Genomic DNA, 25,496 nt, shown 5'->3' with positions numbered 1-25,496 from the left:
AGTATAGGCCGGACAGAGATAAGGGACATGATGCGATGAAACTGCGCAAAATTGGCAAGAGCGATCTGATGGTGTCTGAGATTTGTCTCGGGACAATGACTTGGGGCACACAGAATACGATGGAAGAGGGCCACGCCCAGATTGATCGCGCCAAAGAGGTTGGTGTCAATTTTATCGACACGGCAGAAATGTACCCGGTCAACCCGGTCCGGGTGGAAACGGCGGGCGATACCGAGGTGATCATTGGCGAATATCTTGCGGCGCGCGGTGGGCGCGCGGACTGGATCATCGCGAGCAAAATTGCCGGCACCGGCAGTGTCAATAAAGAGGGCATCACCGCCGAAAATCTTGAGGCGCGCCTTGATGCCTCGCTCAAACGGCTCAAGACCGATTACGTCGATCTCTACCAATTCCATTGGCCCGATCGCGGCTCTTACCATTTCCGCCAAAACTGGGCATTTGACCCCTCGTCGCAGCCACCGAAAGATCAGGTTTTGGACAACATGCGGGCCGTTCTTGCAAAGATGACGGAGCTGCAGAAGGCTGGCAAGGTGCGCGAATTTGGCACCTCGAATGAAAGCGCATGGGGCATGGCGCAATGGTTGCGCTTGGCCGAGGAAATGGGCGCGCCGCGGATGCAGTCGATCCAGAACGAATATTCGCTGATGTGCCGCCATTATGACCTCGATTTGGGCGAATTGGCGGTGCATGAAGAGGTGACGCTTTTGGCCTATTCGCCGTTGGCCGCCGGGCTTTTGACCGATAAATACAAGGGCGGCTCTGTGGTGCCGAAAGGATCGCGTCTTGATCTGAATGGCGATCTGGGCGGTCGGGTCAGCCCGCGCGCCTGGCCTGCGGTGGACGCCTATGTCGAGATCGCGAAAAAACACGGAATCGACCCGGCGACGATGGCTGTGGCCTGGACCCTGACCCGTCCGTTTGACACCATGCCGATCATCGGCGCGACCTCTGTGGAACAGTTGGAAAAGTCTTTGGATGCACGCGATGTGACGCTGTCAAAAGAGCTGCTCAAAGACATCGAAGCGGTCTATAAAGCCCATCCCATGCCTTACTAAGTGAGGCGCTTCAGGAGATCACATCATGCGGGCTGCTCTTTGGATTGCGCTTGCCACATTTGCCCTTACGGCTTGCCAATCGGATGCGCCGGAGGCGGGCGGGGGCTATGGGCTTGCGGGGTATGATCCGGGTGCCACATCGCAAAAGGCAGCCTGCGAGGGTCGCGGTGGGGCGTTCAAACCGGGCGGGGCGTCCGGGGCTTTGGCCTGTTTCATGACGCCGAAAGATGCAGGGAAATTCTGTTCCACATCCTCGGAGTGCAGCACCGGCAATTGTCTGGCGCGCTCGCAAAGCTGCAGCCCGATCGAGCCGCTGTTTGGCTGTAACGAGCTGCTGGATGCGGAAGGGCGGCGGGTGACATTATGCGTGGAGTGATCCAAAACCGCGGGTTGCGCGATTTGTGCAATTTTCATGTGCGAAACCTCTTGTTTGGTGCTGTTGCTCTGCCCCTGCTTGCGGGATGCGTGACTCCCGGCTCGGCCTTCAAACCCACCGGCACACGCAATCCCGAGGTGGCGATGGCCTCTTTGGCCACGTTGGATACGCTGAAATTCTCTGGCCGCTGGTATGAGGTTGAGGCGTTTGTGCCCGACGGCAAATCCTGCGTCATCGGCGCGGTGACGTTTACCCGGCAAACATCCGGCGATCTGATGGTGACCGAAGGCCCCTGTGCCGATGGCGCGCCGCGTCAGGGGCTGGCCAAACGGATCGGGCCGGGGCGCTTTGCCTTTGAGGGCGACGAGATTTGGGTGTTTTGGGTCGATGCCGAATATCATGTGGCCGTTATTGGGTCGCCTTTGGGGGCGGCGCATGTGTTGTCGCGCGAGATGAGCCTGCCGCCGGATCGGCAGCGCGCGGTGCATGAGATTTTGGCGTGGAACGGCTATGACGTGACCCGGCTGCGACCGGCGCGGCGCAAATAGACCTCAAGGAGGGACAAAGATGCGGATTTTGTTTACAGGCGGCTCAGGCAAGGCCGGGCGTCATGTCGTGCCTTATCTGGTGGCGCGTGGACATCGGGTGCTGAACGCTGATCTGGTGCCTCTGGATGCACCAGGGGTGGACAATCTGACGGTCGATGTGACCGACAGTGGCCAAGTATTTAACGCCCTGACATCCTACGCAAATTTCGATGAATTGGAGCCCGGAACAGGGGTGCCAAAATGTGACGCGGTGGTGCATTTCGCCGCCGTGCCGCGCATCCTTTTGAAACCGGACAATGAAACCTACCGCGTCAATGTGATGAGCACTTATAATGTGCTTGAGGCGGCGGTGAAGCTTGGCATTAAAAAGGTGATTTTTGCCTCTTCCGAGACCACATACGGCGTCTGTTTTGCCGATGGGACACGCCGGCCCGAATATCTTCCGGTGGATGAGGATCACCCGGTTGTGCCCGAGGACAGCTATGCCATGTCCAAGGTTGCCAATGAGGTGACCGCGCGGTCGTTTCAGCGCCGCTCTGGCATCGACATTTACGGCATTCGCATCAACAATGTGATCGAACCGGATGAATATGAGCGCAATTTCCCGACCTATTTCGAACGCCCGGCCATGCGGGAGCGTAACATTTTTGCCTATATCGACGCGCGCGATTTGGGGCAGATGGTCGATTTGATGTTGGCGAAAGACGGGTTGGGGTTTGAGATATTCAACGCCGCCAATGATGATCATTCGGTGAACCTGCGCACGCGCGAGATTGCCGAACGGTTTTATCCGAATGTGCGGTTTCTGCGCGAGATGGGCGACGATGAGAGTTTTTATTCCAACGAGAAGGCCAAGCGGCTGTTGGGGTTTGCGCCCAAACACGGTTGGCGGCAGGTCTTGAAACCCTGACCCTTCGCATTTGCTGATGGGGGTCCGCAGGATTTTTGACTAGGCGGTTTGAAAAATCCCGCTTATAGCCCCCTGCATGATGATTGAGCGGACATATATGGAGCATGCGCGCCGGGTTTTGGTGCTGGGTCTGCCATTGGCGGGCAGTCAGCTTGCGCAATTTGCCGTGCATATGACCGATGTGATCATGATGGGTTGGTACGGTTTGGACGAACTGGCCGCACTGGTCTTGGCTTCGGGCTTTTGGTTCGTGTTGTTCATCCTCTTGGCAGGGTTTGCCTTTGCCGTGATGCCCTTGGTCGCCACGGCGGCGGGGCGCGGGGATGTGACCATGGTGCGGCGGGCCACGCGGATGGCGATTTGGCTGTCCATCATTGCCGCCGTGGTGATCTATCCGGTGTTTGGATTTTCCGACGAGGTTTTGATCGCACTCGGGCAACAACCGCATATCGCCGTCATGGCCAAACCCTATCTGGCGGTCGCGGGGTTTGAAATGATCCCGGCCCTGGTGGTCGCGGTGTTCCGGTCGTATTTCTCGGCGCTGGAGCGCACCCGAGTGGTGTTGATCGCGGTGATCTGCGCGGTCGGTCTGAACGCGCTGCTCAATTATATGTTGATCTTTGGCGGATTTGGGATGCCGGAACTCGGCGTGTTGGGCTCGGCCATCGCCTCGCTCATCGTCTCGACATTGATGATGGTGGCGCTGGCGGTGTATGCCAAAATAGCAACGCCCGAAAATGATTTGTTCCGCAACCCGTTCAAACCCGATTGGGCGATGTTCAGTACCGTGTTTCGCATGGGTGTGCCCATCGGACTGACCTCGCTGGCGGAGGTCGGGTTGTTCAATGCGGCCGCCTTGATGATGGGCTGGATCGGTACGGCGACTTTGGCAGCGCATGGGATTGTGCTGCAACTCACCGCCATTGCGTTTATGACCCAGATCGGCCTGTCACAGGCCGGAACCATTCGTGCCGGCAACGCCATGGGGCGTGGCGATGAGGCGGATCTGCGCAAAGGGGCGCGGGTGGTTGTGGTGATGTCACTGATGATGGCCGCCGTGTCGTCGTCTTTGTTCTTATTGTTCCCGGATTTTCTCATCGGCTTGTTCATTGCCCCCGATGAACCAGCGCGCGCGGATGTTTTGGCCATTGGCGGCGTTCTGATCGTCTTCGCCGCGATGGTGCAATTCTCGGATGGGGGGCAGGTTGTGGCGCTCTCCTTGCTGCGCGGGGTGCATGACACCGCCGTACCGATGGTATTGGCAACGATCAGCTATTGGGTCATCGGATTGCCCGTGGCCTACCTGTTCGGCTTTGTCATCGGCTGGGGCGCAGAGGGCGTTTGGATGGGCTTTGTCTTTGGCCTGACCTCGGCCTGCCTGTTGATGAGCTACCGCTTTTGGGTGCAAAAATCGCGGATTTCGCGCGAGGCCTAAAGCGCTTAGCCCTCGCCGCGGTCTTGCAACAGCCGATCCGCCTTTTTGCGCACCAAGACCGTGCGCAGGTCATGCATCGCCAGCAAAAGCGCATCTGTGACATTCTCCAACTGATCGTCGGTCGCACGCGTTTGTGCCCAATGCGCGGTCAGGTTGAGGTAATCAATCGCCCGGTGTATGTCGTCAATATCGCGCTTTGCCAAAAGCGCAACCCGCTCGGCCATCCACTCTTCGATGATGCGCTTGTCCTCGGGAGACAGCTCCCGCCCGCCTTGCGGTTTGATTTCGCCATTCTTGATGTTGACCGCCGCGATGTGATCCATCTCGATCCGGCGTTGACGGTTTTCCGTATCCACGCGAAAGACGAAGGCACCGTTCTCGCGGATACGGAAATAATACTGGGGAAGAGCGACGCTCATGAAAGCCCCGCGCAAAAGTTCTGAATCCGGGTGCAGGCCTCTTTGAGGGCGGCGTCCGAGGTGGCGTAAGAGACGCGGAAATTGGGCGACAGGCCAAAGGCCGCACCAAACACCACGGCCACACCGGTTTCTTCCAATAACGCTGTGGCGAACTCTTCGTCATTGGTGATTTTGGCCCCGCCTGCGGAGGTTTTGTTCAGGCATCCGGCGATGTCGGGATAGACATAGAACGCGCCTTCCGGGGTCGGGCACGTGATGCCGGAGGCGGCGTTGAGCATGTCGACCACCATATTGCGGCGGCGCACGAAGGCTTCGTTGTGGACCGCGATGAACTCATGCGGGCCGTTCAGGGCCTCGACAGCGGCATATTGCGAGATCGAACAAGGGTTCGAGGTCGATTGCGATTGCACCTTGCGCATCGCATTGATCAACTCCACCGGCCCCGCCGCATAGCCGATCCGCCAACCGGTCATGCAATAGGCTTTGGACACGCCATTGACCGTCAATGTGCGCTCATACAGGCCGGGTTCGATTTCGGCGGGTGTGCAGAATTCAAAGCCGTCAAAGGCCAGATGTTCGTACATATCGTCCGACATCACCCACACATGCGGGTGGCGCATCAACACGTCCGTCAGTTCTTTGAGCTCGGCTTTGGAATAGCCAGCACCCGTGGGATTGGACGGTGAGTTGAAGATCAGCCATTTGGTTTTGGGCGTGATCGCGGCCTCAAGCTGGGCTGCGGTGATTTTGAAATCATGATCGAGCTTGCCTTCGATCGCCACGGGCACGCCGCCCGCCAAAAGCACCATGTCCGGGTAGGACACCCAATAGGGCGCCGGGATGATCACCTCGTCACCGGGGTTCAAGGTTGCCACCAGCGCGTTGTACAACACCTGTTTGCCGCCGCCCGACACAGAGACCTGCGCGGGGGTATAGTCCAACCCGTTGTCCCGTTTGAACTTGGCGCAGATTGCCTCTTTGAGTTCCGGGATGCCATCCACGGCGGTGTATTTGGTTTTGCCCTCTTCGATGGCGCGAATGCCCGCCGCTTTGATGTGCTCGGGCGTGTCAAAATCCGGCTCACCCGCACCAAGGCCGATCACGTCCTTGCCCGCGGCTTTCAATTCACGCGCCTTGTTGGTCACGGCGATGGTGGGAGACGGTTTGACACGCGACAGAGTCTCGGAGAGGAAAGGCATGGGAAAGTGTCCATTGTGCTAAGGGTTTGGCCTAGTGATAGCGCCAAAAAGGGCCGCGCGCCAAGCGTCGCTTGACGATAATCTTGGTATGGGTGCGATAATCTTGATATGGGTGCACAAAACGTCACAGAGTTGGAGATCGCCATGCCTCAGTTCAGCCCCAAAAACGCAGTCAAGCCGGTGGGTGAGAGCATTGAAATCCGTCGGAAGCGGCTCAAAATCCGGGCGTGGCGGCGCGGGATCAAAGAGATGGATCTTTTGATCGGCGGCTATGCGGATGCGCATTTGGCAGACATGGACGCGGCGGCTTTGGACGAGTTTGAGACGCTGATGGATGAGCATGATCAGGATTTGCTATCCTATGCGACCGGGCTTAAACCCGTGCCGGATCATCTCAAATCCATGTTGGAGCGAGTGATTGCGGATGCGGATCATCCCTCTTGGGGTCTTATGGGCTAAAAGGTTACCAAATCCTTTCCTAAACCCACGCCCAGTCTACGCTATTTTTCCGCCAATTTGTCGAGATTGGAAAAATTTATGCTGTTTAACTGAATTTTGGGAAATTCCGGTCAATCTGTCCTTCAAATAGCCTTTGGCGGAGTCACAGATGAGCATGCATTCAGCATTCGTAAAACCAATCGAAACCCCCTTTATGTCTCAGTACCTTGAGGCATTGTCACTGGTGGAGCGGCTGCATCGCCTGCTTCTGGATGTGATCAAGGATGAATTCGAACGGGTCGGCATTTTGGAAATCAACGCGGTTCAGGCGCTTTTGCTGTTCAACGTCGGTGAAAACGAGGTGACCGCCGGGGAATTGAAAACCCGCGGGTATTATCAGGCTCAAACGTCTCCTATAACCTCAAAAAGCTGGTGGATATGGGCTATATGCACCATCAGCGCTGTGAAATTGACCGCCGCTCGGTGCGGGTGAAACTGACCGCCAAGGGCGATCATGTCCGCGTCACCGTGGCGGAGTTGTTTTCACGTCATGCCGAGGGGTTGCAGGGCAAAGGGGTGATTTCCTCTGCGGGAATCGAAGACATCAACACCTCTTTGCGCCGCGTTGAACGGTATTGGGCCGATCAGATTCGCTATATCTACTGAACGGGAGTCGTCAGACAGGTCAATTTTGACCGTTTTGATCGGGCGGAATGTCCAACCAGCCGATTGTAAGTGTTTGTAATTCTTTCAAAAGTTTGCGCGTCATCGCGCGATCATAGTCGTGATACGACTCGGCGCGTTCGACAAAAGCACCATAACCTTTGATCACCGCCCCTCTGAAATAACGTTCCAAACCATCAAGCTCGCGGGTGACCGCCGCCGCGTCGGCGGTGTCCGATCCGGTCGAGACAATCAATCCGTTGATCGTCACGTCACTGAGGTTCGGTTCAAACCGCACCCGCTCTGGACGAGGCCCCATGTTGGAGCGGCCATCGGCGGAAATATCCAACGTATAGCGCCAACAGCCGGGACGTTCGCTCAACCGTGCTCCACCAAACCGAATGCCTTCGCCCATGGCCGTGCCCGGCCCATGTGGCACCCGCGTTAAGCTGCGCAATTTGCGTTGCACGTCTTGCAGGTCGTCTTGGCTGCGGATGGCCACCCAAGGCACCAAATCGCGCGGCGAGGCGTCACCCGCCCACTCGTAGATGGTGATCCAAACCGGCGCGCCCTCGACAGCCAAAAACGCCCGCGTCACCTCGGGGGAGGCCAAGGCGCGGGCGAGACCTTCGATCTGCAATTGCCACTCACGAGCATCGACCGAGCCAGACACATCCAGCCCCAGCGCCAAAGCCTGTCGGCAGGTCTCGGCCTGCGCCGATCCTGCCGTCAAAAACGCGGCGAAAATCGCGCTGAGGAGGGCGGTTTTTACCAATGCCCAACACTTTCCATCGACGCCCAAGGCTCTTTCGGAGCAAGGGCTTCGCCTTTTTGCAAAAGCTCGATCGAAATATTGTCCGGTGAGCGCACAAAGGCCATGTGCCCGTCGCGCGGCGGTCGGTTGATCACCACGCCATTGTCCATAAGTGTCTGACAAAGCGCATAAATATCTTCGACTTCATAGGCCAGATGGCCAAAATGGCGGCTGTCTGAGGGCAGGCCCTCGTCGCCGTCCCAATTGTAGGTCAGTTCCACCGGACACTCTTCCTGTCCCTCGGGGGCCATGAAAATCAACGAAAACCGCCCCGCTTCGCTGTCCATGCGGCGAATCTGTCGCAGTCCCAATAACGTGAAAAACGCCATGGTTTTTTCCAAATCCTTCACTCGAACCATCGTGTGCAAATAGCGCATTTTGCCTCTCCTTAGTTTGTTTGGTGCAACTCTAGCCCTTTGTGGGCGCTTTTCCATCCCCTTGCCACAGGTTCCGCCTTGGCTTGCCCCTCTGCGTCAGTAATACTGAGGCCAAACTCGCGCCTACTACATCTTGGGGATAATGCCGTGCACCAATACCATGACCAGTTGAAAACCATCCTTGCCCATGGCGTTGACACCACCGATCGCACTGGCACAGGAACGCGATCCTATTTCGGGCTTCAGGCGCGCTATCCGCTGAGCGACGGGTTTCCCTTGGTCACCACCAAGAAACTCTACCTGCGCGCCATCATTCATGAGCTTTTGTGGTTTCTCTCCGGCGACACCAACATCAAATATCTGCGCGACAATAAGGTGACGATTTGGGACGAATGGGCCGATGAAAACGGCGATTTGGGTCCGGTCTACGGTGCGCAATGGCGCAAATGGCCGGGCGGGGAGCGTGGCACATTCGATCAGATCGCCAATCTTGTCGAGGCAATCAAGAAAACTCCTGATTCGCGCCGCCTCATTGTCTCCGCGTGGAATCCCTCTGAGGTCGACAATATGGCGCTGCCGCCCTGTCACACCCTTTGGCAGGTCAAAATCCTGGGTGGAAAACTGCACCTTCAACTCTACCAACGCTCCGCCGATATGTTCCTCGGCGTGCCGTTCAACATTGCGTCTTATGCGCTTTTGCTGCAAATGCTGGCGCAGGTGACGGGCTATGAGCCGGGCGATTTCATCCATTCGATCGGTGACGCACATATCTATTCCAACCATATGGAGCAGGTCGCATTGCAACTCACGCGGAAGCCGAAACCACTGCCGACCATTCGGATCAACCCGGCGGTCAAAAGCCTGTTCGACTTCACTTTTGACGATTTCGAGGTGCTGGATTACGATCCCGATCCCGCCATCAAAGCTCCGGTTGCGGTCTAAGGAGCCTCATTATGATCACGCTCATCGCCGCCCGCGACCGCACAGGTGCCATTGGCAAAGACAACACCATCCCATGGGAAGCGCCGGAAGATTTGCGGTTTTTCATGCGGGAAACCATGGGGGGCGCGGTCATCATGGGGCGCAACACCTGGGAAAGTCTTCCATTTAAGCCATTGAAAAATCGTTTGAATATCGTGGTGTCCTCAAAAGGCGTCGATTATGAGCATGTCTTTGCCAGCGTTGAGGAGGCGATCCAATTTGCCCGCTCCGAGGGCCGCGCGCGCATCTACGGCATGGGCGGATCTGGCATCTACTCTGCCATGCTGCCGTTGGCCGACCGTTTGGTGATCACCGAGGTCGACACCGAGGTCGAGGGCGCGGACACATGGTTTCCGACGTTCGACCCAAACGCGTGGCGCGTAGTGTCGCGGATGGTGCTGCGCGCGGAGGGGCCGAAGTGTGAGGTTGTGGAATGGATGCGGTGATTTGGGTCAATGTTGAAAAATGACACCAATGTTGTAAATTTAGAAACAATCGCTCCCCAAACCATCAAATCCTTGCCGCAGTCGCGCAAGCTGAGTTATCCTTTAAGCATAGAGATTTACGCCCCAATTGGCTCGTGTTTCGGAGTGTGTAAAATGATGAAAGCCGCGTTGACTGCCGCTGTGATGACCCTTGGGGCGAGCCCGATGTTTGCCGCGGACACCCAGCCCTATGATCCCGTCGTCAAACATTTCGCCTATGAGAAAAACGTCGAAAACTTCTGTCCCGCAGGGACGCAGCCGATCCGCTATAATGGCGTGGTGTGTTGCGGTGTGCCGAATGCGACGGGCTATGGCGACGCTCCCGTGAGCCAGCGGCGCTATGTGCCCGCGATGGCGACAAACACCACAGATCCGAAATCTCCGAATTATGTGCCGGAGCGAATTTCGATGGGGTCTGGAAGCTAAGCCTCTGCGAAGTTAAGGAAATTCAAAACCCCGCCCCGTGTCTGGGGCGGGGTTTTTGTCACTCGGCGGCGTCTTCAACCCGTTCCGAGAGGATGAAATCGGCCACGGCCACGCCTAATATCTCATGCGAGGCTGCTTCAAGGTGGACGCCGTCGACCTCAGAAACCGACACCACAGAATTGGCATCGAACACCGCCACATCGCGGGCCTCTGCCATGGCGCGGACCGCGTCATAGGTGGCCATGGATTTGGCCTCCGCGCCAGTATAGTGCTCGGCTAAAACGCCCAAAGCGCGTGGGGCAGGGGGCAAGATCAGAAAGGGTTCAAACCCGCCATGGCGCGCCTGCATCTCGTCCGAGAGCGCGACATCAAGGTGAAACGCGGCGGCCTCGGCGATGTCTTCAGGTGTGGCATCAAACTGTGCCTTGAGATCGTTGGTGCCCAACATGATGGTCAGCGCATCAATCGGCCCATGACTTTCAAGCGCAATGAAAAGGCCTAAACGCCCATCCATATGCGGCCCCATTTCGGGATCGGGAAAGGCAAAGGTCCGCCCCGGCAAGCCCTCTTCGATCAAATCCCATCCCAGTCGTTCTGCCATCACCACAGGCCAGCGGCGCATATGACGTGGCAGATCGGAAGGACGCGTGAGCATCGGCTGAGTGCCGTGGGTGTTGCTGTCGCCAAAGGTGAGGATCGTGGGCACGGGTGGCCTCCAAAATGTGCATAGAAAACGGCCCCGGAGTGGCCCCGGGACCGTCAAAGATCAACCGAAAAATCGTTCAGATCGCTTCGAGTTCGGACGCAGAGGCGCGACCATCACGGCCATCGCGCAGCTCATAGCGGATTTTCATATTGTCGGCGAGGCCAGTCATGCCCGCGCGCTCGACGGCAGAAATATGAACAAAAACGTCCTTGCCGCCATCATCGGGGGCAATAAAGCCGAAGCCTTTGGTGGTGTTGAACCATTTTACAGTGCCGGTGGGCATTGTCATCACTCCTATCATGTCATCCGCCACAACGTGCGACGGGCCGGTGCAGCCTGGTCTTCCAAGTCTTCCAGCTGCCCCGTAAGAAGGAGCGGTCGTTCTAGAAAGTCAGCAGTCACGAGATAAGTTTGCCTCAAGTTGAAAATAAGGCAAGCAACAAGTTTATAACACCGCGCAGATGCGGTTTTTTGAGCGGCTGGGGCTGTGGATTGGGCGTTTGGTGAATCGAAAAGAGGTCAAAATGACAGTCATTTACGGGATTAAGACATGTGACACCTGCCGCAAGGCTCTCAAAGCGCTCTCGGCAGAATTGCGCGACATTCGCGCCGAACCGCTGTCCGCACAGGACTTGGAGCGGTTCCATGCGGCGTTTGGCGATGCGATTTTGAACACGCGATCGACCACATGGCGGGGCTTGTCAGAGGACGAGCGGGCACGCGCGCCTTTGGCTCTGCTGGCCGATCACCCGACGCTGATGAAGCGCCCGGTGATCGAAAAGGACGGTGTTTTGTATCTGGGCTGGGGCAAGGATGTTCAGGCCGCTGTTTTGGCTTGAACCCGGTTCCAGATCAGCCGATCCAGCGAGGCCCAGCCGCCGCCCAAGCCGATGAGTACGGCAAATCCGAGCATCCAAAAGCTGCGTTGGTCCAGGATCAGCGCGTCGGATGCCCGGTCAAACCACGCGCCGACGGTGGCGGGATCGGCGCCGTGGCCGATGACATCGGTGAGCGATTGCACAAGGACAAAGCCGACCATGCCGAGGGCCGCGAGGCGGGTGAACAAGCCGACGATAAGCAGCGCGGGCAGAATGATTTCGGCGTAGCTGCCCGCCATTACCACCGCCCATTCAAACAGGCCAAAGCCCGAAATGTCATAGCCTGCCGCCTCCATTTTGCGTGGGAAGACCTGGGCGTAGGCATTGAAGGTTGGGGTGAACGGACCGGATAATTTGGTCGCCGCCGAGGCCCAGAAATAGCGGGCCAAAACTCCGGCAAAGGTGAGGCGCGCGAGCAGGGGCAGGGCGCAGAGGGCAAGGCTGTTGATACGATCAAACGTGTTTTTAAGGTCAAACATGGGCTGAGTCCTGCGATGAAATGAGTGCTCCGCCGGTCAGCAGGGCGCAGAGAAAGGCCGAGAGGTCGAGCGCGGCCGGGGCCAAATCGATTGCCTCACCCAGAGGCGTCCCCGCGTTCAAAGCCGTCAAAACGGCACTGGTGCCGGGAGGAAAGCCTGTCGCCACCGGGTCGAAGGCGGCGCGGGTGATCAGGGCGGTTTCGCCCCCGCCTGTGGGATTTGACCCACCAAGAGCGGCGGCGTGAATTTGGGTCACGGGATAGGCGCTTTCGATCCAAAACACCGAAGGGGCGAGGCGCAGCGGGCGGATCAACGCGTCGGGGTTTTGCATGGCATCCGCGGTGAGTGCCGTGGCATCGGCGGCGTGATAGCTTTGGTGCAGGACATACTCGAGCCGGGCGACATCGGGCAAATAGGGCAGGTGGCGCAGGGGCTCAAACCCGGCCAGAAACTCGGGGAACGTCTCGCCATAGAGCGCCAGTCGTGGCGACTTCGGCGGATGCGCGCGCAGGTAAACCCCTGTCATCGCGTCAAAAAACGCCGCGCCGAGCAAAGATTTGATCGCGGGAAAACCCGACGAAAGCGCCTCTTTCAAACTCACCGCGACATTATTGCGATAGACATTAAAGCGCGCAGCTACGGGGTGGCCTGACGCATCGGTGAGGCCCATGGGGACGGGGGCGTCTGGGTCAAGCACGGCGGCGATGAAGGCAGATTGGGTCATGCGGGCACCCGTTGTAACAGGGCGGTGGCACGGTCGGCCTCTGCGGCCAAAACCTCCCATTCGGGCACATCGGTGTCCCATTCGATCAAGGTCGGCTTGGCACCGCCGACAGACAAGGTATGGGCATAAAGGGTCCAAACCGGGTCGGCCACTTCGCGCCCGTGGCTGTCGATCAGCAACGGCGCGCCCGTCTCATCTGCGTCTTCATCATGGCCGCCAAGGTGAATTTCCCCCACGGCCTCATGGGCGAAGGCGTCAATATAGGCGATGGGGTCAAAGGCCAAATTGGAGGCGGAGACAAAGACATTGTTCACGTCCAGCAAAAGCCCGCAACCGGTGCGTTTGACGATCTCACGCAGGAAATCGACCTCGGCATAGGTGCTTTCAGAAAAGGCCAAATAGGCGGAGGGATTTTCGAGCAACATCTGCCGCCCGATCCGATCTTGCACCTCGTTGATATGGGCGCAGACACGGGTCAATGTGGCCTCGGTGTAGGGCAGGGGCAGCAGATCGTTGAAATAGGCGTCACCATGGGTGGACCAGGCCAGATGTTCGGAAAACCGTGCCGGTTGCAGCCAGTCGATCAGGTGTTTGAGCCGTGCCAAATGGTCGGGGTCAAGCCGTCCGTCGCCGCCGATTGAGAGGCCAACACCGTGCACGGAGATCGGGAACAGATCGGAGAGCGCACGCAGTTGTGCCAAGGGCCGCCCCCCCGCGCCCATGTAATTTTCTGCATGAATTTCAAGCCATTCAACCGAGGATTTGCCCGACGCAAGGTTTGAAAAATGCTGTGGTTTGTAGCCGATGCCCGCGCCATTGGGCAGGGTGTCACGCCGGGCGTCACGCCAGCTGTTACGGTGGTCCAACATCTCATCTCCCCCCAAAGGTTTGTGTTTGTAAAGAGGGTCCGGCACAGATGCGCCGGACCCGAAGAGGTTTAGCTGTCCATCGGCAGGTCGCGATCCAGCGCCTCAAGCGACCCCATGCGGGCATGGCCGTCCATCGTTGCGGGCAGTTCCATGGTCAGGCAGGTGCCTTCGGGAACGAGGGTCCAGGCGTTGCCTTGGTAATCGACTTTCGAGGTGCCTGCACAGGTTGTGCCCGGGCCCGCCTGACAGCCGTTTTCACCGGCAAGAGCAACGCCGAAACATTTTTCCTGCGCACCTTCGGCGGAGGCCATGGTGGCGGTTGCGGACAATGCGGTGGCAAGAGCGCCGATGAGGGCGAGGGTTTTTGTTTGTGTGGTCATTGGGTGTGTCTCCCTAAAGATCATGCGTTTCCGCCGTGAGTGGCGGTGAGCAAGATATGGCCGATAGGGCGGCTCACAGGCCAGTCACGGGGCTGTGTCCTGACGCGCCTGTCAGGGAGTGAAACAAACGGAAACGTGTGTTGAAAAGACATCGCATGGGGGCAAGGCGCGCGGATCAGCAGTGTTGGGCTGGCCTGAGATGAGTAAAATCAGGGGGATAAAGGCACGCAGGGGGTGAAACATTGCTCACGCTGACGTTGGGGAAGGTGAACAAGCAAAAAAGGCCCCACTTGCGCAGGGCCTTTTTGTTTCAGGTTTTTTGCGACTTATTTCAAATCGGGTGGGCAGGCGGCCAGCTTTAGCTCAGCCACGATGTCGTCCAGGCTCATCACAGCCGTCTGTTTTTCACCCAGACGACGCACAGAGACGGTCTTTTCGTCAATCTCACGCGCGCCCACGGCCAGAATCACCGGCACTTTGCCAAGGCTATGCTCACGGACCTTGTAGTTGATCTTCTCGTTGCGGGTGTCGGCCTCGGCGCGCACACCTGCGGCTTTGAGGGCTGCCACCACGTCGTTGGCGTAGTCATCCGCCTCGGAGACAATCGTGGTGACCACAACCTGACGCGGCGCCAACCAGAACGGCAATTTGCCCGCATGGGATTCAATCAAAATCCCGATAAAGCGCTCAAACGAGCCCAAGACCGCGCGGTGCAACATCACCGGACGGTGTTTGGCCCCATCCTGACCGATATAGTTGGCGTCCAGGCGTTCGGGCAGGTTCGGGTCGATCTGCAAGGTGCCACATTGCCAATCGCGGCCAATGGCATCGGTCAAAACGAACTCCAATTTTGGACCATAAAAGGCGCCTTCGCCCTCCTGGATTTCAAAATCGTATCCCGCAGCCCGAATCCCGTTGGCCAAATCCGCCTCGGCCTTGTCCCAGCTTTCCTCGGTGCCAACCCGTTTTTCGGGGCGGGTCGACAGTTTGACCTTCCACTGATCAAAGCCCAGATCGGCATAGATTTTGGCCAAGAAAGTCACAAATTTCTTGGTCTCCTCCTCGACCTGTTCATCGGTACAGAAAATATGCGCGTCATCTTGGGTGAAGCCGCGCACCCGCATGATGCCGTGCAGCGCGCCCGAGGGTTCATAGCGGTTGCACGAGCCAAATTCGGCCATGCGCAGAGGCAGGTCGCGGTAGGATTTCAAACCTTGGTTGAACACCTGAACGTGGCAGGGGCAGTTCATCGGTTTGAGCGCGTTCAGCGTCTTTTCGCGGGCGTGCTCCTCGTCGACTTCGACGATGAACATATTGTCTTGGTAGTTGTCCCAGTGACCGGATGCTTCCCAAAGCTTGCGGTTCACCACTTGGGGCGTATTGACCTCGACATAGCCATCTTCTTCTTGCTGGCGGCGCATGTAATCTTGCAACGTGGTGTAAATTTTCCAGCCGTTCGGATGCCAGAAAATCTGCCCCGGGGCTTCTTCTTGCATATGGAATAGGTCCATTTCGCGGCCCAGCTTGCGGTGGTCGCGTTTGGCCGCCTCTTCCAACATGGTCAAATGGGCCTTGAGCGCCTTCGGGTCTTTGAACCCAACGCCGTAAATCCGCTGCAACATCGCGCGGTCACTGTCGCCGCGCCAATACGCACCCGCGACGGACATCAATTTAAAGCTGTTGTTCGGCACTTGGCCGGTGTTTTGCAAATGCGGGCCACGGCAGAGATCCTGCCAATCGCCATGCCAATACATGCGGATCGGTTGCCCGTCGTCGGGGATCATGCCGACCAACTCGACCTTATACTCTTCACCGCGCTCTTTATAATAGGCGACGGCTTTCTCGCGCGACCAGACTTCGGTGCGCACCGGGTCACGGGCGTTGATGATGTCTTTCATCTTCGCCTCAATCGCGCCCAAATCTTCGGGGGTAAATGGCTCTTTGCGGTCAAAGTCGTAATACCAGCCGTTTTCGATCACCGGGCCGATGGTGACTTTGACATCGGGCCAAAGCTCCTGCACCGCGCGCGCCATGATATGGGCCAGATCGTGACGGATCAGTTCCAGCGCCGGGGCCTCATCGGACATGGTGTTGATGGCAATCGTGGCATCGGCCTCGATCGGCCATTGCAGGTCCCAATGCGTGCCATTCACGGTCGCGGAGATCGCTTTTTTGGCGAGAGAGATCGCAATGCTTTCCGCGACCTCAGCAGGGGTGACGCCCTTTGCGAAGTCGCGTACATTGCCATCGGGGAAGGTGAGAGAAATCTGGGCCATGTCTGGCACTCCTCGTCAGTTTGGCGCCCACGGAGCGCCCGGTTGCGGGTTATGGTGTGCGCCCTATGTGAATCTATCGTGTGGCCGAGTCAATGCGAAAGGGCCGCCATGACGGCCATAAATGCAATGTTTGAACGTCTTTCTGGGCGCAGGCCGGGGAGGGACGCGTGAGCAAGGCGCAACAGCCCGGCAATGTCCTGTGGGTTTGGCGCTGTCAGGGGCGGAGCCTGTGACTGAGCGAACCCCTGCCGCTCCCCTTTGTGAGCGGGGGCGCATTGGGCCAGCGGATTGCAAAGTTTTCCCAGCCGCGATAGGCCTGAGGCAATGACGGAGGACAGTGCCATGCCAGAGTTTTTAGACACCCCAAGCGGTCGTCGCATCGCCTATCATCAGGTTGCAGGCGAGGGCACCGGCGTGGTGTTCCTGGGCGGTTTCAAATCCGATATGGAAGGCAGCAAAGCCACGGCTTTGGACGCTTGGGCGCGCGCAGAGGGGCGACCGTTTTTGCGGTTTGATTACTCCGGCCATGGCGCAAGTTCGGGCCGCTTTGAAGACGGTGCCATCGGCGATTGGGCCGAAGATGCGCAGGCGGTGATTTCGGCGCTGACAACCGGCCCGCAGTTGCTTGTCGGCTCCTCCATGGGCGGCTGGATTTCGCTTTTAATGTGCAAACGGATGCCCGAACGGGTGGCGGGGCTTGTCACCATCGCCGCCGCACCCGATTTTACCGAAGACGGGTTTTGGGCCAGCTTCGACGCCGATCAGCGTGCCGAACTGATGGACAAAGGTGTGGTGCATGTGCCCTCTGAGTATGGCGATCCCTATCCGATCACCAAACGCCTGATCAGCGAGGGGCGGGATCATCTGGTGCTGCGCGCGCCGCTTGACCTGCCCTTCCCGGTGCGGTTTTTGCAAGGCACAGAAGACACGGCAGTCTCCACGGAAACGGCCCTGCGCCTGTTTGATCATGCGCAGGGCAATGATCTGCGGCTGACGATTGTCAAAGGTGCGGATCACCCGTTTTCGACCCCGGATTGCCTGAAAACCATTGAGGCGGCGATCACTGACGTGCTGGCGCGCATTTGATCCCCGCGCCGAGACAAATTTGGGGCATGACCCCGGCAGGATGACCAAACCGATGACGGAAAGCTTAGTGTTTCTCCCCGGATTTCTTGCGGATGGCCGGGTGTTTGCCGATCAAATCAATGATTTGAGTCGAGATCACGCCGTGATGGTCGCGCCGCTCAAAGGGGTGAGCTTGGCGGAGATGGCGGATTATGTTCTGGCCGTCGCGCCGCCGAAATTTGCGTTGGCGGGGCATGATCTGGGCGCGTCGGTGGCAACAGAGATGTTGCGCCGCGCGCCCGGACGGGTGACGCGACTGGCGTTGATTTCGGCATCCGCGCAAGCCGAACCGCCCAACGCCGCAGCCGCCCGCGAGCCGCGGATGATCAAGGCCAAAACCGGCCGTTTTGGCGAGGCGCTTTTGGAGGAATTGCCCAGCACGGCGCTGTTTGATTCGCCGCATCGTCATGCCATTCGCGACTATTGGCTTGATATGGCGATGGAGGCCGGGGCTGAGACCTATCTGACCCAATCGCGCATTTTGCAACGCCGCCCGGATTTGCAAAATGTGCTCCGGCGCGCGCGGCTTCCGGCGCTGGTGATTGGCGGTGTGGCCGATACGATTTGTCCGGCCCGACGGCAGGATTTCATCGCCCAGTTGATGCCACGCGCGCAATTGGTGTTGATTGAAAAGGCCGGACATCTGCCGATGTTGGAAGCGCCCAAAACCGTGTCACGGGCGTTCAGAACATGGCTGGAGGCCGAGGCACCATTGGTGTTGCGCTAAGCGTCTTCATTGCTGCGCCAATACTCAAAAGCGGCACCATGTGGACAAAAAGGCCGCCGGTTTTGAGTATTGTCCGGCCAGATTACCCCGCCGCTTTGGTCTTTGCTTTGGCGGCAGTGCTTGGGCGTGTGGTGTCTTTGCCGGCAACCACACGCGGACCCGAGTTGGCGTCGATGAAATCAAGCACCAAGGGCCGAATGTTGTTGCGCCAGCTCTTGCCCGCGAAAATCCCGTAGTGACCGGCGCCCGGTTCCAAATGCCAGGCTTTTTTGCTGTCCGGCAGACCAGTGCAAAGCCGCAGCGCCGCAACACATTGGCCCGGCGCCGAGATGTCGTCGTTCTCGCCCTCAACGGTTTTGACCGCGACATCGGTGATTTTTCCGATATCGACGCGTTTGCCCGCGACGACGAATTCGTTTTTGGCGATCTCAAGACCTTTGAAAATCCGCTCGACGGTCGAGAGGTAGAATTCGCCGGTCATGTCCATCACGGCGAGGTATTCGTCGTAGAATTTATTGTGCTTGTCGTGATCCGAGGCTTCGCCTTTGGCGACGCGGTTGATTTGATCTTTGAAGGCTTTGGTGTGGCTCTCGGAATTCATCGCGATGAAAGAACTGAGCTGCAACAGGCCCGGATAGACCTTGCGGCCCACACCTTTGTATTTATAGCCCACGCGCTGGATCATGCTTTGTTCAAGCTGGCCCATGGTGATGCGGTTGCCAAAGTCGGTGACTTCGGTCGGGGTCGCGTCCGGGTCAATCGGCCCGCCGATCAAGGTCAGGCTGCGCGGTTGCGCTTTGGGGTCTTCTTCGGCCAGATACGCGGTCGCGGCCAGGGTCAGCGGGGCCGGTTGACAGACCGCGATGACGTGGATTTGTGGCCCCAGATATTTCATGAAATCAACAAGGTAGAGGGTGTAATCCTCAACATCGAATTTGCCTTCGGACACGGGGATGTCGCGGGCGTTGTGCCAGTCGGTGATGTAGAGTTCGCAATCGGGCAAAAGGGATACGACGGTCGAGCGCAGCAGTGTGGCGTAATGGCCGGACATGGGGGCCACGAGCAGCACTTTGCGGGCCATTTCCTTGCGACCCTGAACCTTGAAATGGATCAGGTCGCCAAAGGCCTTGGACACTTCGACTTCGATGTCGACGATATGATCGCGGCCATCTTCGCCGACCACGGATTGAATGCCCCAGTCGGGTTTGGCCGCCATACGTGCAAAGGAGCGTTCGGTCACCTGACCCCAGGCGGTGAGCCATTGGATCGCGGGATTGGGCACCATCGCCATGGCCGGGTAGGAGCCAAGCGCCAAGGCCGAGGCCCCAAGCCATTGGTTGGTGTTGCGCATCGTCTCCATGAAATCATAGGTCGCCATAAATCGCATGCGTCACTCCTTGGTGTCTCGTTTGAGTCTTGTGAGATAAGGGCGCATCAGCGCCTTCCCACCAGTCCTCTCTATCGCTATCGTAGTTTATATAGTCTTACAGCATTTTGTCATGCTGCAAGTGCAAAATGGAGGGAAGAGGCGAGATGACAGGGGATGGAGATGTCAAAACGCAAGACAAACCGCAAGAATTTGAGGTATTGAACGCGAATATCGCAAAGATAGAAGCTCTGTCACAACGGTTGATCACAGCGCTGGCCCAAAAAAAGCCTGTGCCGCAGTCGTTGCAGGGGCCGAACCAAGAATTATTCATGAAAGCCGCTGCGGCCTATATGGCCGAAATGATGAACAACCCGGCGCGGGTGATCGAACATCAGGTCGGGCATTGGGGCAAAACGTTAAAACATTTTGTCGATGCCCAACATCGGTTGGCGAAGGGGGATATGAGCCCGCCGCCGGACGAGACCCCTCAGGATCGCCGGTTCGCCAATCCGGTTTGGGACAACAACCCGTATTTCAATTTTATCAAACAGCAATACAAGATGAACGCCGAGGCGATTGAAACCGCTGTGAGCGATCTTGAGGTGATGGAAGACCGTGAACGCCGCCGCGTCGATTATTTCACTCGCCAAATCATTGATATGATGTCGCCAACCAATTTCCTGGCGACCAACCCGGATGCATTGCAGCAGGCGATCGACACCAATGGCGAAAGCTTGGTGCGCGGTTTGGAAAACCTTGTGCGCGACCTTGAGGAGCACCAAGGTGAGGCGATTGTGAACCTGGCCGACAAGGCCGCCTTTAAAGTTGGTAAAAACATCGGCACTTCAAAGGGCGAGGTGGTGTTTCGCAACCGGATGTTTGAGCTGATCCAATACGCGCCTTTGACCAATGAGGTTCATAAGACCCCGCTTTTGATCTTTCCGCCATGGATCAACAAATTCTACATTCTCGATCTGCGCGAACAGAACTCGTTGATCAAATGGGTGGTGGAGCAGGGTTACACCGTCTTTGTCGTCTCTTGGGTCAACCCCGACGAAAGCTATGCCGATGTCGGCATGGACACCTATGTCGAAGAGGGATTTTTGACCGCCATCGCTCAGGTCAAAGAGATCACCAAAGAAGCCAAGATCAATGTGATCGGCTATTGTATCGCGGGCACGACGTTGGCGATCACTTTGGGGTTGATGAAACAACGCGGCGACAAGTCGATCAAATCCGCCACCTTCTTTACCACCCTGACCGATTTTGCCGATCAGGGGGAGGTTGGGGTGTTTTTGGACGATGATTTCGTCGATGGAATCGAGGCGGAGGCGGAACGCACCGGTTTGATGAAGTCGCTTTATATGAACCGCACTTTCTCTTACCTGCGTGCCAACGATCTGATTTATCAGCCCGCGATCCGCTCCTATATGATGGGGGAGGCGCCGCCTGCCTTTGATCTTTTGTACTGGAATGGCGATGCCACCAACCTTCCGGGGCGGATGGCGGTCGAGTATCTGCGTGGTCTGTGCCAGCGCGATGAGCTGTCGACCACGGGTTTCCCGATTGCCGGAACCAAGGTGCATCTCAGCGACGTGGACGTGCCGCTTTGCGCCATTGGTTGTGAGACCGATCACATCGCGGCCTGGACCAGTTCCTATAATGGGGTGCGTCAGATGGGGTCGAAGAACAAAACCTTCATCCTGTCTGAATCCGGGCATATTGCCGGGATCGTCAATCCGCCATCGAAAAAGAAATACGGCCACTACACCAACAGCGATCTGACACTGTCGCCGCAGGAGTGGAAAGCGGGGGCCGATTTTCATCAAGGCTCTTGGTGGCCGCGTTGGGAAAACTGGTTGTCATCTAAGGCGGGTAAAATGGTCCCAGCGCGTCATCCGGGTGATTCGGGGCGTGCGACATTGGGTCCGGCTCCGGGCGATTACGTTGCGTCACAGGCAACACCCTGAATCTACGTTGTTTTGGGTATTTTTCTGCGGCGCAGCATAAAACACTTGATTTTCTGCGCCGCAGCATGCATATTCTGTTTGCAAGTGCAGAGCGACATCGAACGCCGGTCTGTAACGAATTCAGAGCGGCACACCGGATCGGACCGCTTATTTAGTAACCGCAAAGGACTGTGACATGGCTAAAACTGATGACTTCACCAAGATGATGAAAGACATGATGGGCAATTTCCCGATGGACATGTCCGCAATGCAGGACGCGTTCAAAACCCAAGCATCGCTTGGTGAGAAAATGGCCAAAGTGGCTCTCGAAGCGGCTGAGAAATCCACCGAGATTTCCTCCAAATGGACCAAAGAAGTTCTCGCAAAAGCTTCTGTCGTGGCCTCTGTGAAAGAAGAGCCGACCGATTACACCAAAGCGGTCACCGATTTCGCTTCCGCTCAGGCTGAATTGGCTGCTGAAAACATGGCCGCTTTCGCGGAAGTTGCGAAAAAAGTTCAGATGGAAACCGTTGAACTGATGCTCGCAGCCGGCAAAGACGCAGGCGAAGACATGACCGCTGCCGCGAAAAAAGCGACAGACGAAATGACCAAAGCTGCGAAAAAAGTCACAACCCCGGCCGCCTAAGGTCTCGGGTTTAACGACAGCATTCGCGCGCGGGGTTCGCCTCCCTGACCCCGCCGCATCAGAAATGGGCCTCCTTTTGGGGGCCCATTTTTCTTGGTGTGCCTTCGGGTTTATGCCGCGATGCAGAATGCGCAAAGTGGCCTTGGTCACGCCGGTTTGGCCCCCTCGACATGATAGCGGTATCGGTTTGGTGGGGATTTCTTTTGCTTTTGGAAAATCCGTCGCTTAGGCTCGCTGCAATGCCAATAAGGGAGGGGAGCCCAGAATGGCCGCCGAAAAAAAACATATGATAAAACCGCGACGTTGTTGATCAAACGCTATGCGTCGCGTCGCCTCTATAACACTGAGACGTCTGATTATGTCACGCTGGAGGACATCGCGGGATTTATCCGCGAGGGGCGGGATGTGCAGATCGTTGATCTGAAATCCGGGGATGATTTGACCCGTCAGTATCTTTTGCAGATCATCGCGGAACATGAAAGCCGCGGTGAAAGCGTGTTGCCGCTCAATGTCCTGACCGATCTTGTGCGCAGCTACACCACGGATATTCAATCCGTTGTGCCGCAATTTTTGGCGCAGAGTTTTGAAATGCTCCGCCATGGCCAAGAGCAGGTGATGCAAAATTTTGGCACCAGTTTGCCAGGATTTGAAGCGCTGCAAGCGCAACAAGAGGCCTTCCTGAAAGCAATGACAGGGGGCTTGGGCAGTGGCTTGGATCGAATTGGACCGCGCCGAAAGCCGAAGCTGCGGCTGAGGGCAAAGAAGATCTGGGTGAGATCAAAAAGCAACTCGCCGAGCTTCAGGACAAGCTGTCCAAACTGCAATAAATGCGACCCGTTTGATCTGCTGATCGCGACAAGCCCCGCCCAATCGGCGGGGCTTTGTTTTGCAATTGCGGCATGAATGACGGTCCCCATCGATTCGGCGGGTGACAGCCCGCACAGCACCCCCTAGGCTTGCGATCAACACGAGATCAAACACCAAAAGGGTGACGCAGCGCGATGAGTGACAAGGTTGGGCGGTTGACGCTTTGGGGGGTTGAGGTGTTTTTGGCCGTGTCCGAGGAGGGGTCGGTCTCTGCGGCGGCCAAGCGGTTAGGGGCCTCGCCCTCGGCCATATCGCAACAAATCTCAAACCTCGAAACCGCGCTGGGCACCGAATTGATGAACCGGCGCGAGCGGCCGATGAGCCTGACGCCCGCGGGCCGGGTGTTGCGCAAACGGGCGCAAACGATCCTGTTGGAAGCGGCGCGCGCGCGTTCTGAAATTGCCGGTCTGGACCTCAGCCAATTGGGCCAATTGCGCCTCGGCATGGTCGAGGATTTTGAATCGAGTGTCACACCTTTGCTGATCGCACAGATGGCCGACACGTTGACCAACACCCGGTTTGAATTGGAAACCGGCCCGTCGCATCGGCTGCTCGACCGGTTGGAACACCGGGCTCTTGACGTGATTGTTGCCGCCGAATTGGAGGTGGCTGAGGATTGGCGCGAAAGCCATCCGATGTTGCAAGACCCGTTCGTTGGGGTGGTGCCAAAGGGCCATCGCGAGGCGATCCACACCCTGCCGCTGATCCAATACACCCGTCGTCATGCGATGGGGCGGATGGTGGCCCATCACCTGTCAGAACAGGGAATGCGGCTGACCCAGCGGTTTGAATTGGACAGTTACCGCGCCATGTTGGCGATGGTGGCGGGGGGCACCGGGTGGACGATCCTGTCGTCTCTGGGGGTGCTCAATGCCGGGCGATATGCCAGAGCGATTGAGGTGATCCCGTTGCCGACGACGCCGCTGTCGCGTCGGATTTCCCTGACCGTGCGCCGGGATGGTGTGTCCGAGATGGCCAGCGAAATCGCCACGCGTTTGCGTCCCTTGTTGCAGGATCAGGTGGTCACACCCTTGGTCGCGGCCAACCCATGGCTTGAGGGGTACGTCAAACTGCTCTAACGCAAACGCGCCCAGATGCCGGGCGGCGTTTCTGATTTTTAAACTGAACGTGCTTATTCGGCGGCGGCGCGCACGCCTTTGACCGCCTCGGCGGCACCAAGCAAAGCGTCAGCGATAAAGTCGAGATCGGGCTGTTGCAACCGCGCCGGAAGGCGGGTGTCACAGGCCTTGGACAGCATCTCGCGGGTTTTCGGCAACTCGGGCGTTTCGCCCAGGAATTGCCAGTTCCAAAAGGCGCGGGCGTTGTCGGTGGAGAGGCCAAAGACCTGAACCGAGACACCACGCGCTTTGGCGGCATTTTGAAAGGACAGCGCTTCTTCGCGGGAGAAATCCACCAAGTTGAACTGAAGACTGTCGGGGGCGCGGACCTCTTTGTCGAGCTTGGCGGGCACAGTCAGATAGGGCGAAGCCTCAAGCAATGCTGCGACATAATCATGGTTGCGACGACCATCGGCCACACGGCGCGGCACTTCTGTGATTTGCGGACGCACCAGAGTGGCGGACATGTTGGACAGTCGCGTGTTGTAGAGCGGCAGCTTGTTTTGCCAACGGTCAAACGCCTCGACAAGCGCATTGTCGCGCTGCGGATTGTGCTTGGCCCAGTTGTGCTCATAGGCGCCGGACATGATCACGGCGCGGGCATAGACTTCGGCATCGTCGGTGATCATGATCCCGCCTTCGCCGCCGTTCAAAAGTTTGTAGGACTGGAAGGAGAAACAGCCGATTTTGCCGATTGTGCCAATGTTTTGCCCGTCCCAAACCGTGCCAAGGCTATGGGCAGCGTCTTCGATCAACGGGATGCCTTTGGCGTCACAGGCGGTTTTGATCGCGTCCATATCGGAGGTGTGGCCGCGCATATGCGAGATCATCACCGCGTCGGCACCTTCGATTTTGGCATGAAAATCGTCCAGATCAATACGGTAATTGTCGCCGCATTCGACCAAAACCGGTGTGCAGTTGGCATGAACGATGGCGGAGGGCACGGCGGCAAAGGTGAAGGCCGGGATCAACACGCGCGCATCGCGGGGCAGGTCGAGTGCCTTGAGTGAGAGGAACAGAGCGGCGGAGCAAGAGGCAACGGCGAGGGCATATTTCGCGCCCAACATGGCGGCGAATTCCTGTTCGAGCAACGTCACAGGTGCGTCTTTGGCGGCTGTGTAGCGGAACAAATCGCCGGACAAAAGCAGGCGTTCGACCTCTTCGCGGGCCGGGGTGGGGATCGGTTCGGCATCGTAGACGTTGGGGGCGTGAGAAGCTCCGTCGGACATGTCTTTC

At 57.7% G+C, this 25,496-nt stretch carries 30 protein-coding genes and 1 pseudogene; 18 read left to right on the top strand and 13 right to left on the bottom strand.

What is annotated here, in order from left to right; all coding sequences use genetic code 11:
- Positions 1 to 35 precede the first annotated feature (35 nt).
- The 5 genes from C8029_RS03010 (at position 36) to C8029_RS02990 (ending at position 4,345) form a co-directional block, all read left to right on the top strand.
- A complete protein-coding gene (locus C8029_RS03010; RefSeq protein WP_152002202.1) occupies positions 36 to 1,076 on the top strand; it encodes an aldo/keto reductase in 1,041 nt (346 codons plus the stop codon).
- A gap of 25 nt (positions 1,077 to 1,101) precedes the next feature.
- Positions 1,102 to 1,452 carry a hypothetical protein gene (locus C8029_RS03005; protein ID WP_152002201.1) on the top strand — a complete coding sequence of 117 codons (351 nt, stop codon included), beginning with the start codon at positions 1,102 to 1,104 and terminating at the stop codon, positions 1,450 to 1,452.
- Positions 1,440 to 2,000 carry a lipocalin family protein gene (locus C8029_RS03000; RefSeq protein ID WP_152002200.1) on the top strand — a complete coding sequence of 187 codons (561 nt, stop codon included), beginning with the start codon at positions 1,440 to 1,442 and terminating at the stop codon, positions 1,998 to 2,000. Before C8029_RS03005 ends, C8029_RS03000 begins: the two co-directional genes overlap by 13 nt.
- Positions 2,001 to 2,019: 19 nt before the next feature.
- Positions 2,020 to 2,910, top strand: a complete 891-nt coding sequence (locus tag C8029_RS02995; protein ID WP_009570987.1) for an NAD-dependent epimerase/dehydratase family protein — start codon at positions 2,020 to 2,022, stop codon at positions 2,908 to 2,910.
- Positions 2,911 to 2,986: 76 nt separating this feature from the next.
- Positions 2,987 to 4,345, top strand: coding sequence for an MATE family efflux transporter (locus C8029_RS02990; RefSeq protein ID WP_152002199.1), 1,359 nt, complete (start codon positions 2,987 to 2,989; stop codon positions 4,343 to 4,345).
- A gap of 5 nt (positions 4,346 to 4,350) precedes the next feature.
- Here C8029_RS02990 and C8029_RS02985 read toward each other — a convergent pair whose 3' ends face one another.
- Both C8029_RS02985 and C8029_RS02980 read right to left on the bottom strand, forming a co-directional pair.
- Positions 4,351 to 4,764 (bottom strand): hypothetical protein, encoded by a 414-nt coding sequence (locus C8029_RS02985; protein ID WP_152002198.1) that lies wholly within the window; start codon positions 4,762 to 4,764, stop codon positions 4,351 to 4,353.
- Positions 4,761 to 5,963, bottom strand: coding sequence for a pyridoxal phosphate-dependent aminotransferase (locus tag C8029_RS02980; RefSeq protein WP_152002197.1), 1,203 nt, complete (start codon positions 5,961 to 5,963; stop codon positions 4,761 to 4,763). Before C8029_RS02980 ends, C8029_RS02985 begins: the two co-directional genes overlap by 4 nt.
- A 144-nt stretch (positions 5,964 to 6,107) precedes the next feature.
- Here C8029_RS02980 and C8029_RS02975 point away from each other — a divergent pair, with 144 nt between their 5' ends.
- The 3 genes from C8029_RS02975 to C8029_RS23075 all read left to right on the top strand — a co-directional run bounded on the left by C8029_RS02975 (position 6,108) and on the right by C8029_RS23075 (position 7,067).
- Positions 6,108 to 6,422, top strand: a complete 315-nt coding sequence (locus C8029_RS02975; RefSeq protein ID WP_051130591.1) for a succinate dehydrogenase assembly factor 2 — start codon at positions 6,108 to 6,110, stop codon at positions 6,420 to 6,422.
- A gap of 148 nt (positions 6,423 to 6,570) precedes the next feature.
- A complete protein-coding gene (locus C8029_RS02970; protein ID WP_502707570.1) occupies positions 6,571 to 6,894 on the top strand; it encodes a hypothetical protein in 324 nt (107 codons plus the stop codon).
- Positions 6,840 to 7,067: a winged helix DNA-binding protein gene (locus tag C8029_RS23075; RefSeq protein ID WP_502707577.1), complete on the top strand. Its 228-nt coding sequence runs from the start codon at positions 6,840 to 6,842 to the stop codon at positions 7,065 to 7,067. Before C8029_RS02970 ends, C8029_RS23075 begins: the two co-directional genes overlap by 55 nt.
- 19 nt (positions 7,068 to 7,086) lie before the next feature.
- On the opposite strand, the gene C8029_RS02965 is transcribed toward C8029_RS23075, so the two are convergent.
- Together C8029_RS02965 and C8029_RS02960 are read right to left on the bottom strand one after the other, a co-directional pair.
- Positions 7,087 to 7,839, bottom strand: a complete 753-nt coding sequence (locus tag C8029_RS02965) for a DUF1194 domain-containing protein (protein WP_193217577.1) — start codon at positions 7,837 to 7,839, stop codon at positions 7,087 to 7,089.
- Positions 7,833 to 8,255 carry a VOC family protein gene (locus tag C8029_RS02960; protein WP_009570980.1) on the bottom strand — a complete coding sequence of 141 codons (423 nt, stop codon included), beginning with the start codon at positions 8,253 to 8,255 and terminating at the stop codon, positions 7,833 to 7,835. Before C8029_RS02960 ends, C8029_RS02965 begins: the two co-directional genes overlap by 7 nt.
- 147 nt (positions 8,256 to 8,402) lie before the next feature.
- Between C8029_RS02960 and C8029_RS02955 the strand changes: the two genes are divergently transcribed.
- The 3 genes from C8029_RS02955 (at position 8,403) to C8029_RS02945 (ending at position 10,147) form a co-directional block, all read left to right on the top strand.
- Positions 8,403 to 9,197: a thymidylate synthase gene (locus C8029_RS02955; RefSeq protein WP_009570979.1), complete on the top strand. Its 795-nt coding sequence runs from the start codon at positions 8,403 to 8,405 to the stop codon at positions 9,195 to 9,197.
- An 11-nt stretch (positions 9,198 to 9,208) separates the two neighbouring features.
- A complete protein-coding gene (locus C8029_RS02950; protein ID WP_009570978.1) occupies positions 9,209 to 9,682 on the top strand; it encodes a dihydrofolate reductase in 474 nt (157 codons plus the stop codon).
- A 153-nt stretch (positions 9,683 to 9,835) separates the two neighbouring features.
- Positions 9,836 to 10,147, top strand: a complete 312-nt coding sequence (locus tag C8029_RS02945; protein WP_152002195.1) for a hypothetical protein — start codon at positions 9,836 to 9,838, stop codon at positions 10,145 to 10,147.
- Positions 10,148 to 10,205: 58 nt separating this feature from the next.
- On the opposite strand, the gene C8029_RS02940 is transcribed toward C8029_RS02945, so the two are convergent.
- Both C8029_RS02940 and C8029_RS02935 read right to left on the bottom strand, forming a co-directional pair.
- On the bottom strand, positions 10,206 to 10,853 hold the full coding sequence (locus C8029_RS02940; protein ID WP_009570976.1) for a GDSL-type esterase/lipase family protein: 648 nt from the start codon (positions 10,851 to 10,853) through the stop codon (positions 10,206 to 10,208).
- Positions 10,854 to 10,929: 76 nt separating this feature from the next.
- The gene (locus C8029_RS02935) at positions 10,930 to 11,136 is read right to left on the bottom strand and encodes a cold-shock protein (RefSeq protein ID WP_009570975.1); all 207 of its coding nucleotides are present in this window, start codon (positions 11,134 to 11,136) and stop codon (positions 10,930 to 10,932) included.
- Positions 11,137 to 11,377: 241 nt separating this feature from the next.
- Here C8029_RS02935 and C8029_RS02930 point away from each other — a divergent pair, with 241 nt between their 5' ends.
- Positions 11,378 to 11,692, top strand: a complete 315-nt coding sequence (locus tag C8029_RS02930; protein ID WP_040401952.1) for an arsenate reductase family protein — start codon at positions 11,378 to 11,380, stop codon at positions 11,690 to 11,692.
- On the opposite strand, the gene C8029_RS02925 is transcribed toward C8029_RS02930, so the two are convergent.
- The 5 genes from C8029_RS02925 to thrS form a co-directional block, all read right to left on the bottom strand.
- The gene (locus C8029_RS02925) at positions 11,671 to 12,210 is read right to left on the bottom strand and encodes a DoxX family protein (protein ID WP_009570973.1); all 540 of its coding nucleotides are present in this window, start codon (positions 12,208 to 12,210) and stop codon (positions 11,671 to 11,673) included. The genes C8029_RS02930 and C8029_RS02925 overlap by 22 nt on opposite strands.
- Complete coding sequence (locus tag C8029_RS02920) at positions 12,203 to 12,934, bottom strand: HvfC/BufC N-terminal domain-containing protein (RefSeq protein ID WP_009570972.1); 732 nt, start codon at positions 12,932 to 12,934, stop codon at positions 12,203 to 12,205. The genes C8029_RS02925 and C8029_RS02920 overlap by 8 nt, the downstream gene beginning before the upstream one ends.
- Positions 12,931 to 13,803: an MNIO family bufferin maturase gene (gene bufB / locus C8029_RS02915; RefSeq protein WP_152002194.1), complete on the bottom strand. Its 873-nt coding sequence runs from the start codon at positions 13,801 to 13,803 to the stop codon at positions 12,931 to 12,933. Before bufB ends, C8029_RS02920 begins: the two co-directional genes overlap by 4 nt.
- Before the next feature lie 68 nt (positions 13,804 to 13,871).
- Positions 13,872 to 14,183, bottom strand: a complete 312-nt coding sequence (locus tag C8029_RS02910) for a BufA1 family periplasmic bufferin-type metallophore (protein ID WP_009570970.1) — start codon at positions 14,181 to 14,183, stop codon at positions 13,872 to 13,874.
- 326 nt (positions 14,184 to 14,509) lie between these two features.
- Positions 14,510 to 16,459: a threonine--tRNA ligase gene (thrS, locus tag C8029_RS02905; protein WP_152002193.1), complete on the bottom strand. Its 1,950-nt coding sequence runs from the start codon at positions 16,457 to 16,459 to the stop codon at positions 14,510 to 14,512.
- A gap of 342 nt (positions 16,460 to 16,801) precedes the next feature.
- On the opposite strand from thrS, the gene C8029_RS02900 reads away from it, so the two are divergent.
- Both C8029_RS02900 and C8029_RS02895 read left to right on the top strand, forming a co-directional pair.
- On the top strand, positions 16,802 to 17,545 hold the full coding sequence (locus tag C8029_RS02900) for an alpha/beta fold hydrolase (protein ID WP_009570968.1): 744 nt from the start codon (positions 16,802 to 16,804) through the stop codon (positions 17,543 to 17,545).
- Between the two features lie 40 nt (positions 17,546 to 17,585).
- Positions 17,586 to 18,311 (top strand): alpha/beta fold hydrolase, encoded by a 726-nt coding sequence (locus tag C8029_RS02895; RefSeq protein WP_009570967.1) that lies wholly within the window; start codon positions 17,586 to 17,588, stop codon positions 18,309 to 18,311.
- A gap of 82 nt (positions 18,312 to 18,393) precedes the next feature.
- Here the strand turns inward: C8029_RS02895 and phaZ are convergent, their stop codons facing one another.
- Positions 18,394 to 19,698: a polyhydroxyalkanoate depolymerase gene (gene phaZ / locus C8029_RS02890; protein ID WP_009570966.1), complete on the bottom strand. Its 1,305-nt coding sequence runs from the start codon at positions 19,696 to 19,698 to the stop codon at positions 18,394 to 18,396.
- A 146-nt stretch (positions 19,699 to 19,844) separates the two neighbouring features.
- On the opposite strand from phaZ, the gene phaC reads away from it, so the two are divergent.
- The 4 genes and pseudogenes from phaC (at position 19,845) to C8029_RS02870 (ending at position 24,221) form a co-directional block, all read left to right on the top strand.
- Positions 19,845 to 21,650 carry a class I poly(R)-hydroxyalkanoic acid synthase gene (gene phaC, locus C8029_RS02885; protein ID WP_009570965.1) on the top strand — a complete coding sequence of 602 codons (1,806 nt, stop codon included), beginning with the start codon at positions 19,845 to 19,847 and terminating at the stop codon, positions 21,648 to 21,650.
- Between the two features lie 175 nt (positions 21,651 to 21,825).
- The gene (locus C8029_RS02880) at positions 21,826 to 22,275 is read left to right on the top strand and encodes a phasin family protein (RefSeq protein WP_009570964.1); all 450 of its coding nucleotides are present in this window, start codon (positions 21,826 to 21,828) and stop codon (positions 22,273 to 22,275) included.
- Positions 22,276 to 22,581: 306 nt separating this feature from the next.
- Positions 22,582 to 23,102 (top strand): annotated as a pseudogene (gene phaR, locus C8029_RS02875) (polyhydroxyalkanoate synthesis repressor PhaR).
- A gap of 174 nt (positions 23,103 to 23,276) precedes the next feature.
- Entirely contained in the window at positions 23,277 to 24,221 is a 945-nt protein-coding gene (locus C8029_RS02870) for a LysR family transcriptional regulator (protein WP_009570962.1), read from the top strand.
- A 53-nt stretch (positions 24,222 to 24,274) separates the two neighbouring features.
- Here the strand turns inward: C8029_RS02870 and C8029_RS02865 are convergent, their stop codons facing one another.
- Positions 24,275 to 25,489, bottom strand: coding sequence for a DegT/DnrJ/EryC1/StrS family aminotransferase (locus C8029_RS02865; protein ID WP_040401950.1), 1,215 nt, complete (start codon positions 25,487 to 25,489; stop codon positions 24,275 to 24,277).
- Positions 25,490 to 25,496 lie beyond the last annotated feature (7 nt).

It is taken from the genome of Roseobacter sp. TSBP12 (assembly GCF_009129705.1).
GTDB classification, from domain to species: Bacteria; Pseudomonadota; Alphaproteobacteria; order Rhodobacterales; family Rhodobacteraceae; genus Celeribacter; species Celeribacter baekdonensis_A.
The sequence above is the reverse complement of the archived record's forward strand: the minus strand, read 5'-3'. Positions and strand labels throughout refer to the sequence as shown.

Bases quoted from the DNA above. Each gene is read 5' to 3' on its own strand.
- C8029_RS02920 (WP_009570972.1), bottom strand. From the start codon at position 12,934: ATGACCCAATCTGCCTTCATCGCCGCCGTGCTTGACCCAGACGCCCCC.
- C8029_RS02935 (WP_009570975.1), bottom strand. From the start codon at position 11,136: ATGCCCACCGGCACTGTAAAATGGTTCAACACCACCAAAGGCTTCGGC.
- C8029_RS02945 (WP_152002195.1), top strand. From the start codon at position 9,836: ATGATGAAAGCCGCGTTGACTGCCGCTGTGATGACCCTTGGGGCGAGC.
- C8029_RS02980 (WP_152002197.1), bottom strand. From the start codon at position 5,963: ATGCCTTTCCTCTCCGAGACTCTGTCGCGTGTCAAACCGTCTCCCACC.
- C8029_RS03000 (WP_152002200.1), top strand. From the start codon at position 1,440: ATGCGTGGAGTGATCCAAAACCGCGGGTTGCGCGATTTGTGCAATTTT.
- C8029_RS02990 (WP_152002199.1), top strand. From the start codon at position 2,987: ATGATGATTGAGCGGACATATATGGAGCATGCGCGCCGGGTTTTGGTG.
- C8029_RS02950 (WP_009570978.1), top strand. From the start codon at position 9,209: ATGATCACGCTCATCGCCGCCCGCGACCGCACAGGTGCCATTGGCAAA.
- phaC (WP_009570965.1), top strand. From the start codon at position 19,845: ATGACAGGGGATGGAGATGTCAAAACGCAAGACAAACCGCAAGAATTT.
- C8029_RS02895 (WP_009570967.1), top strand. From the start codon at position 17,586: ATGACCAAACCGATGACGGAAAGCTTAGTGTTTCTCCCCGGATTTCTT.
- C8029_RS02975 (WP_051130591.1), top strand. From the start codon at position 6,108: ATGCCTCAGTTCAGCCCCAAAAACGCAGTCAAGCCGGTGGGTGAGAGC.
- C8029_RS02880 (WP_009570964.1), top strand. From the start codon at position 21,826: ATGGCTAAAACTGATGACTTCACCAAGATGATGAAAGACATGATGGGC.
- bufB (WP_152002194.1), bottom strand. From the start codon at position 13,803: ATGTTGGACCACCGTAACAGCTGGCGTGACGCCCGGCGTGACACCCTG.
- C8029_RS02960 (WP_009570980.1), bottom strand. From the start codon at position 8,255: ATGCGCTATTTGCACACGATGGTTCGAGTGAAGGATTTGGAAAAAACC.
- C8029_RS02925 (WP_009570973.1), bottom strand. From the start codon at position 12,210: ATGTTTGACCTTAAAAACACGTTTGATCGTATCAACAGCCTTGCCCTC.
- C8029_RS02910 (WP_009570970.1), bottom strand. From the start codon at position 14,183: ATGACCACACAAACAAAAACCCTCGCCCTCATCGGCGCTCTTGCCACC.
- C8029_RS02970 (WP_502707570.1), top strand. From the start codon at position 6,571: ATGAGCATGCATTCAGCATTCGTAAAACCAATCGAAACCCCCTTTATG.
- C8029_RS03010 (WP_152002202.1), top strand. From the start codon at position 36: ATGAAACTGCGCAAAATTGGCAAGAGCGATCTGATGGTGTCTGAGATT.
- C8029_RS02900 (WP_009570968.1), top strand. From the start codon at position 16,802: ATGCCAGAGTTTTTAGACACCCCAAGCGGTCGTCGCATCGCCTATCAT.
- C8029_RS02870 (WP_009570962.1), top strand. From the start codon at position 23,277: ATGAGTGACAAGGTTGGGCGGTTGACGCTTTGGGGGGTTGAGGTGTTT.
- thrS (WP_152002193.1), bottom strand. From the start codon at position 16,459: ATGGCCCAGATTTCTCTCACCTTCCCCGATGGCAATGTACGCGACTTC.
- C8029_RS03005 (WP_152002201.1), top strand. From the start codon at position 1,102: ATGCGGGCTGCTCTTTGGATTGCGCTTGCCACATTTGCCCTTACGGCT.
- C8029_RS02995 (WP_009570987.1), top strand. From the start codon at position 2,020: ATGCGGATTTTGTTTACAGGCGGCTCAGGCAAGGCCGGGCGTCATGTC.
- C8029_RS23075 (WP_502707577.1), top strand. From the start codon at position 6,840: ATGGGCTATATGCACCATCAGCGCTGTGAAATTGACCGCCGCTCGGTG.
- C8029_RS02930 (WP_040401952.1), top strand. From the start codon at position 11,378: ATGACAGTCATTTACGGGATTAAGACATGTGACACCTGCCGCAAGGCT.
- C8029_RS02865 (WP_040401950.1), bottom strand. From the start codon at position 25,489: ATGTCCGACGGAGCTTCTCACGCCCCCAACGTCTACGATGCCGAACCG.
- C8029_RS02985 (WP_152002198.1), bottom strand. From the start codon at position 4,764: ATGAGCGTCGCTCTTCCCCAGTATTATTTCCGTATCCGCGAGAACGGT.
- phaZ (WP_009570966.1), bottom strand. From the start codon at position 19,698: ATGCGATTTATGGCGACCTATGATTTCATGGAGACGATGCGCAACACC.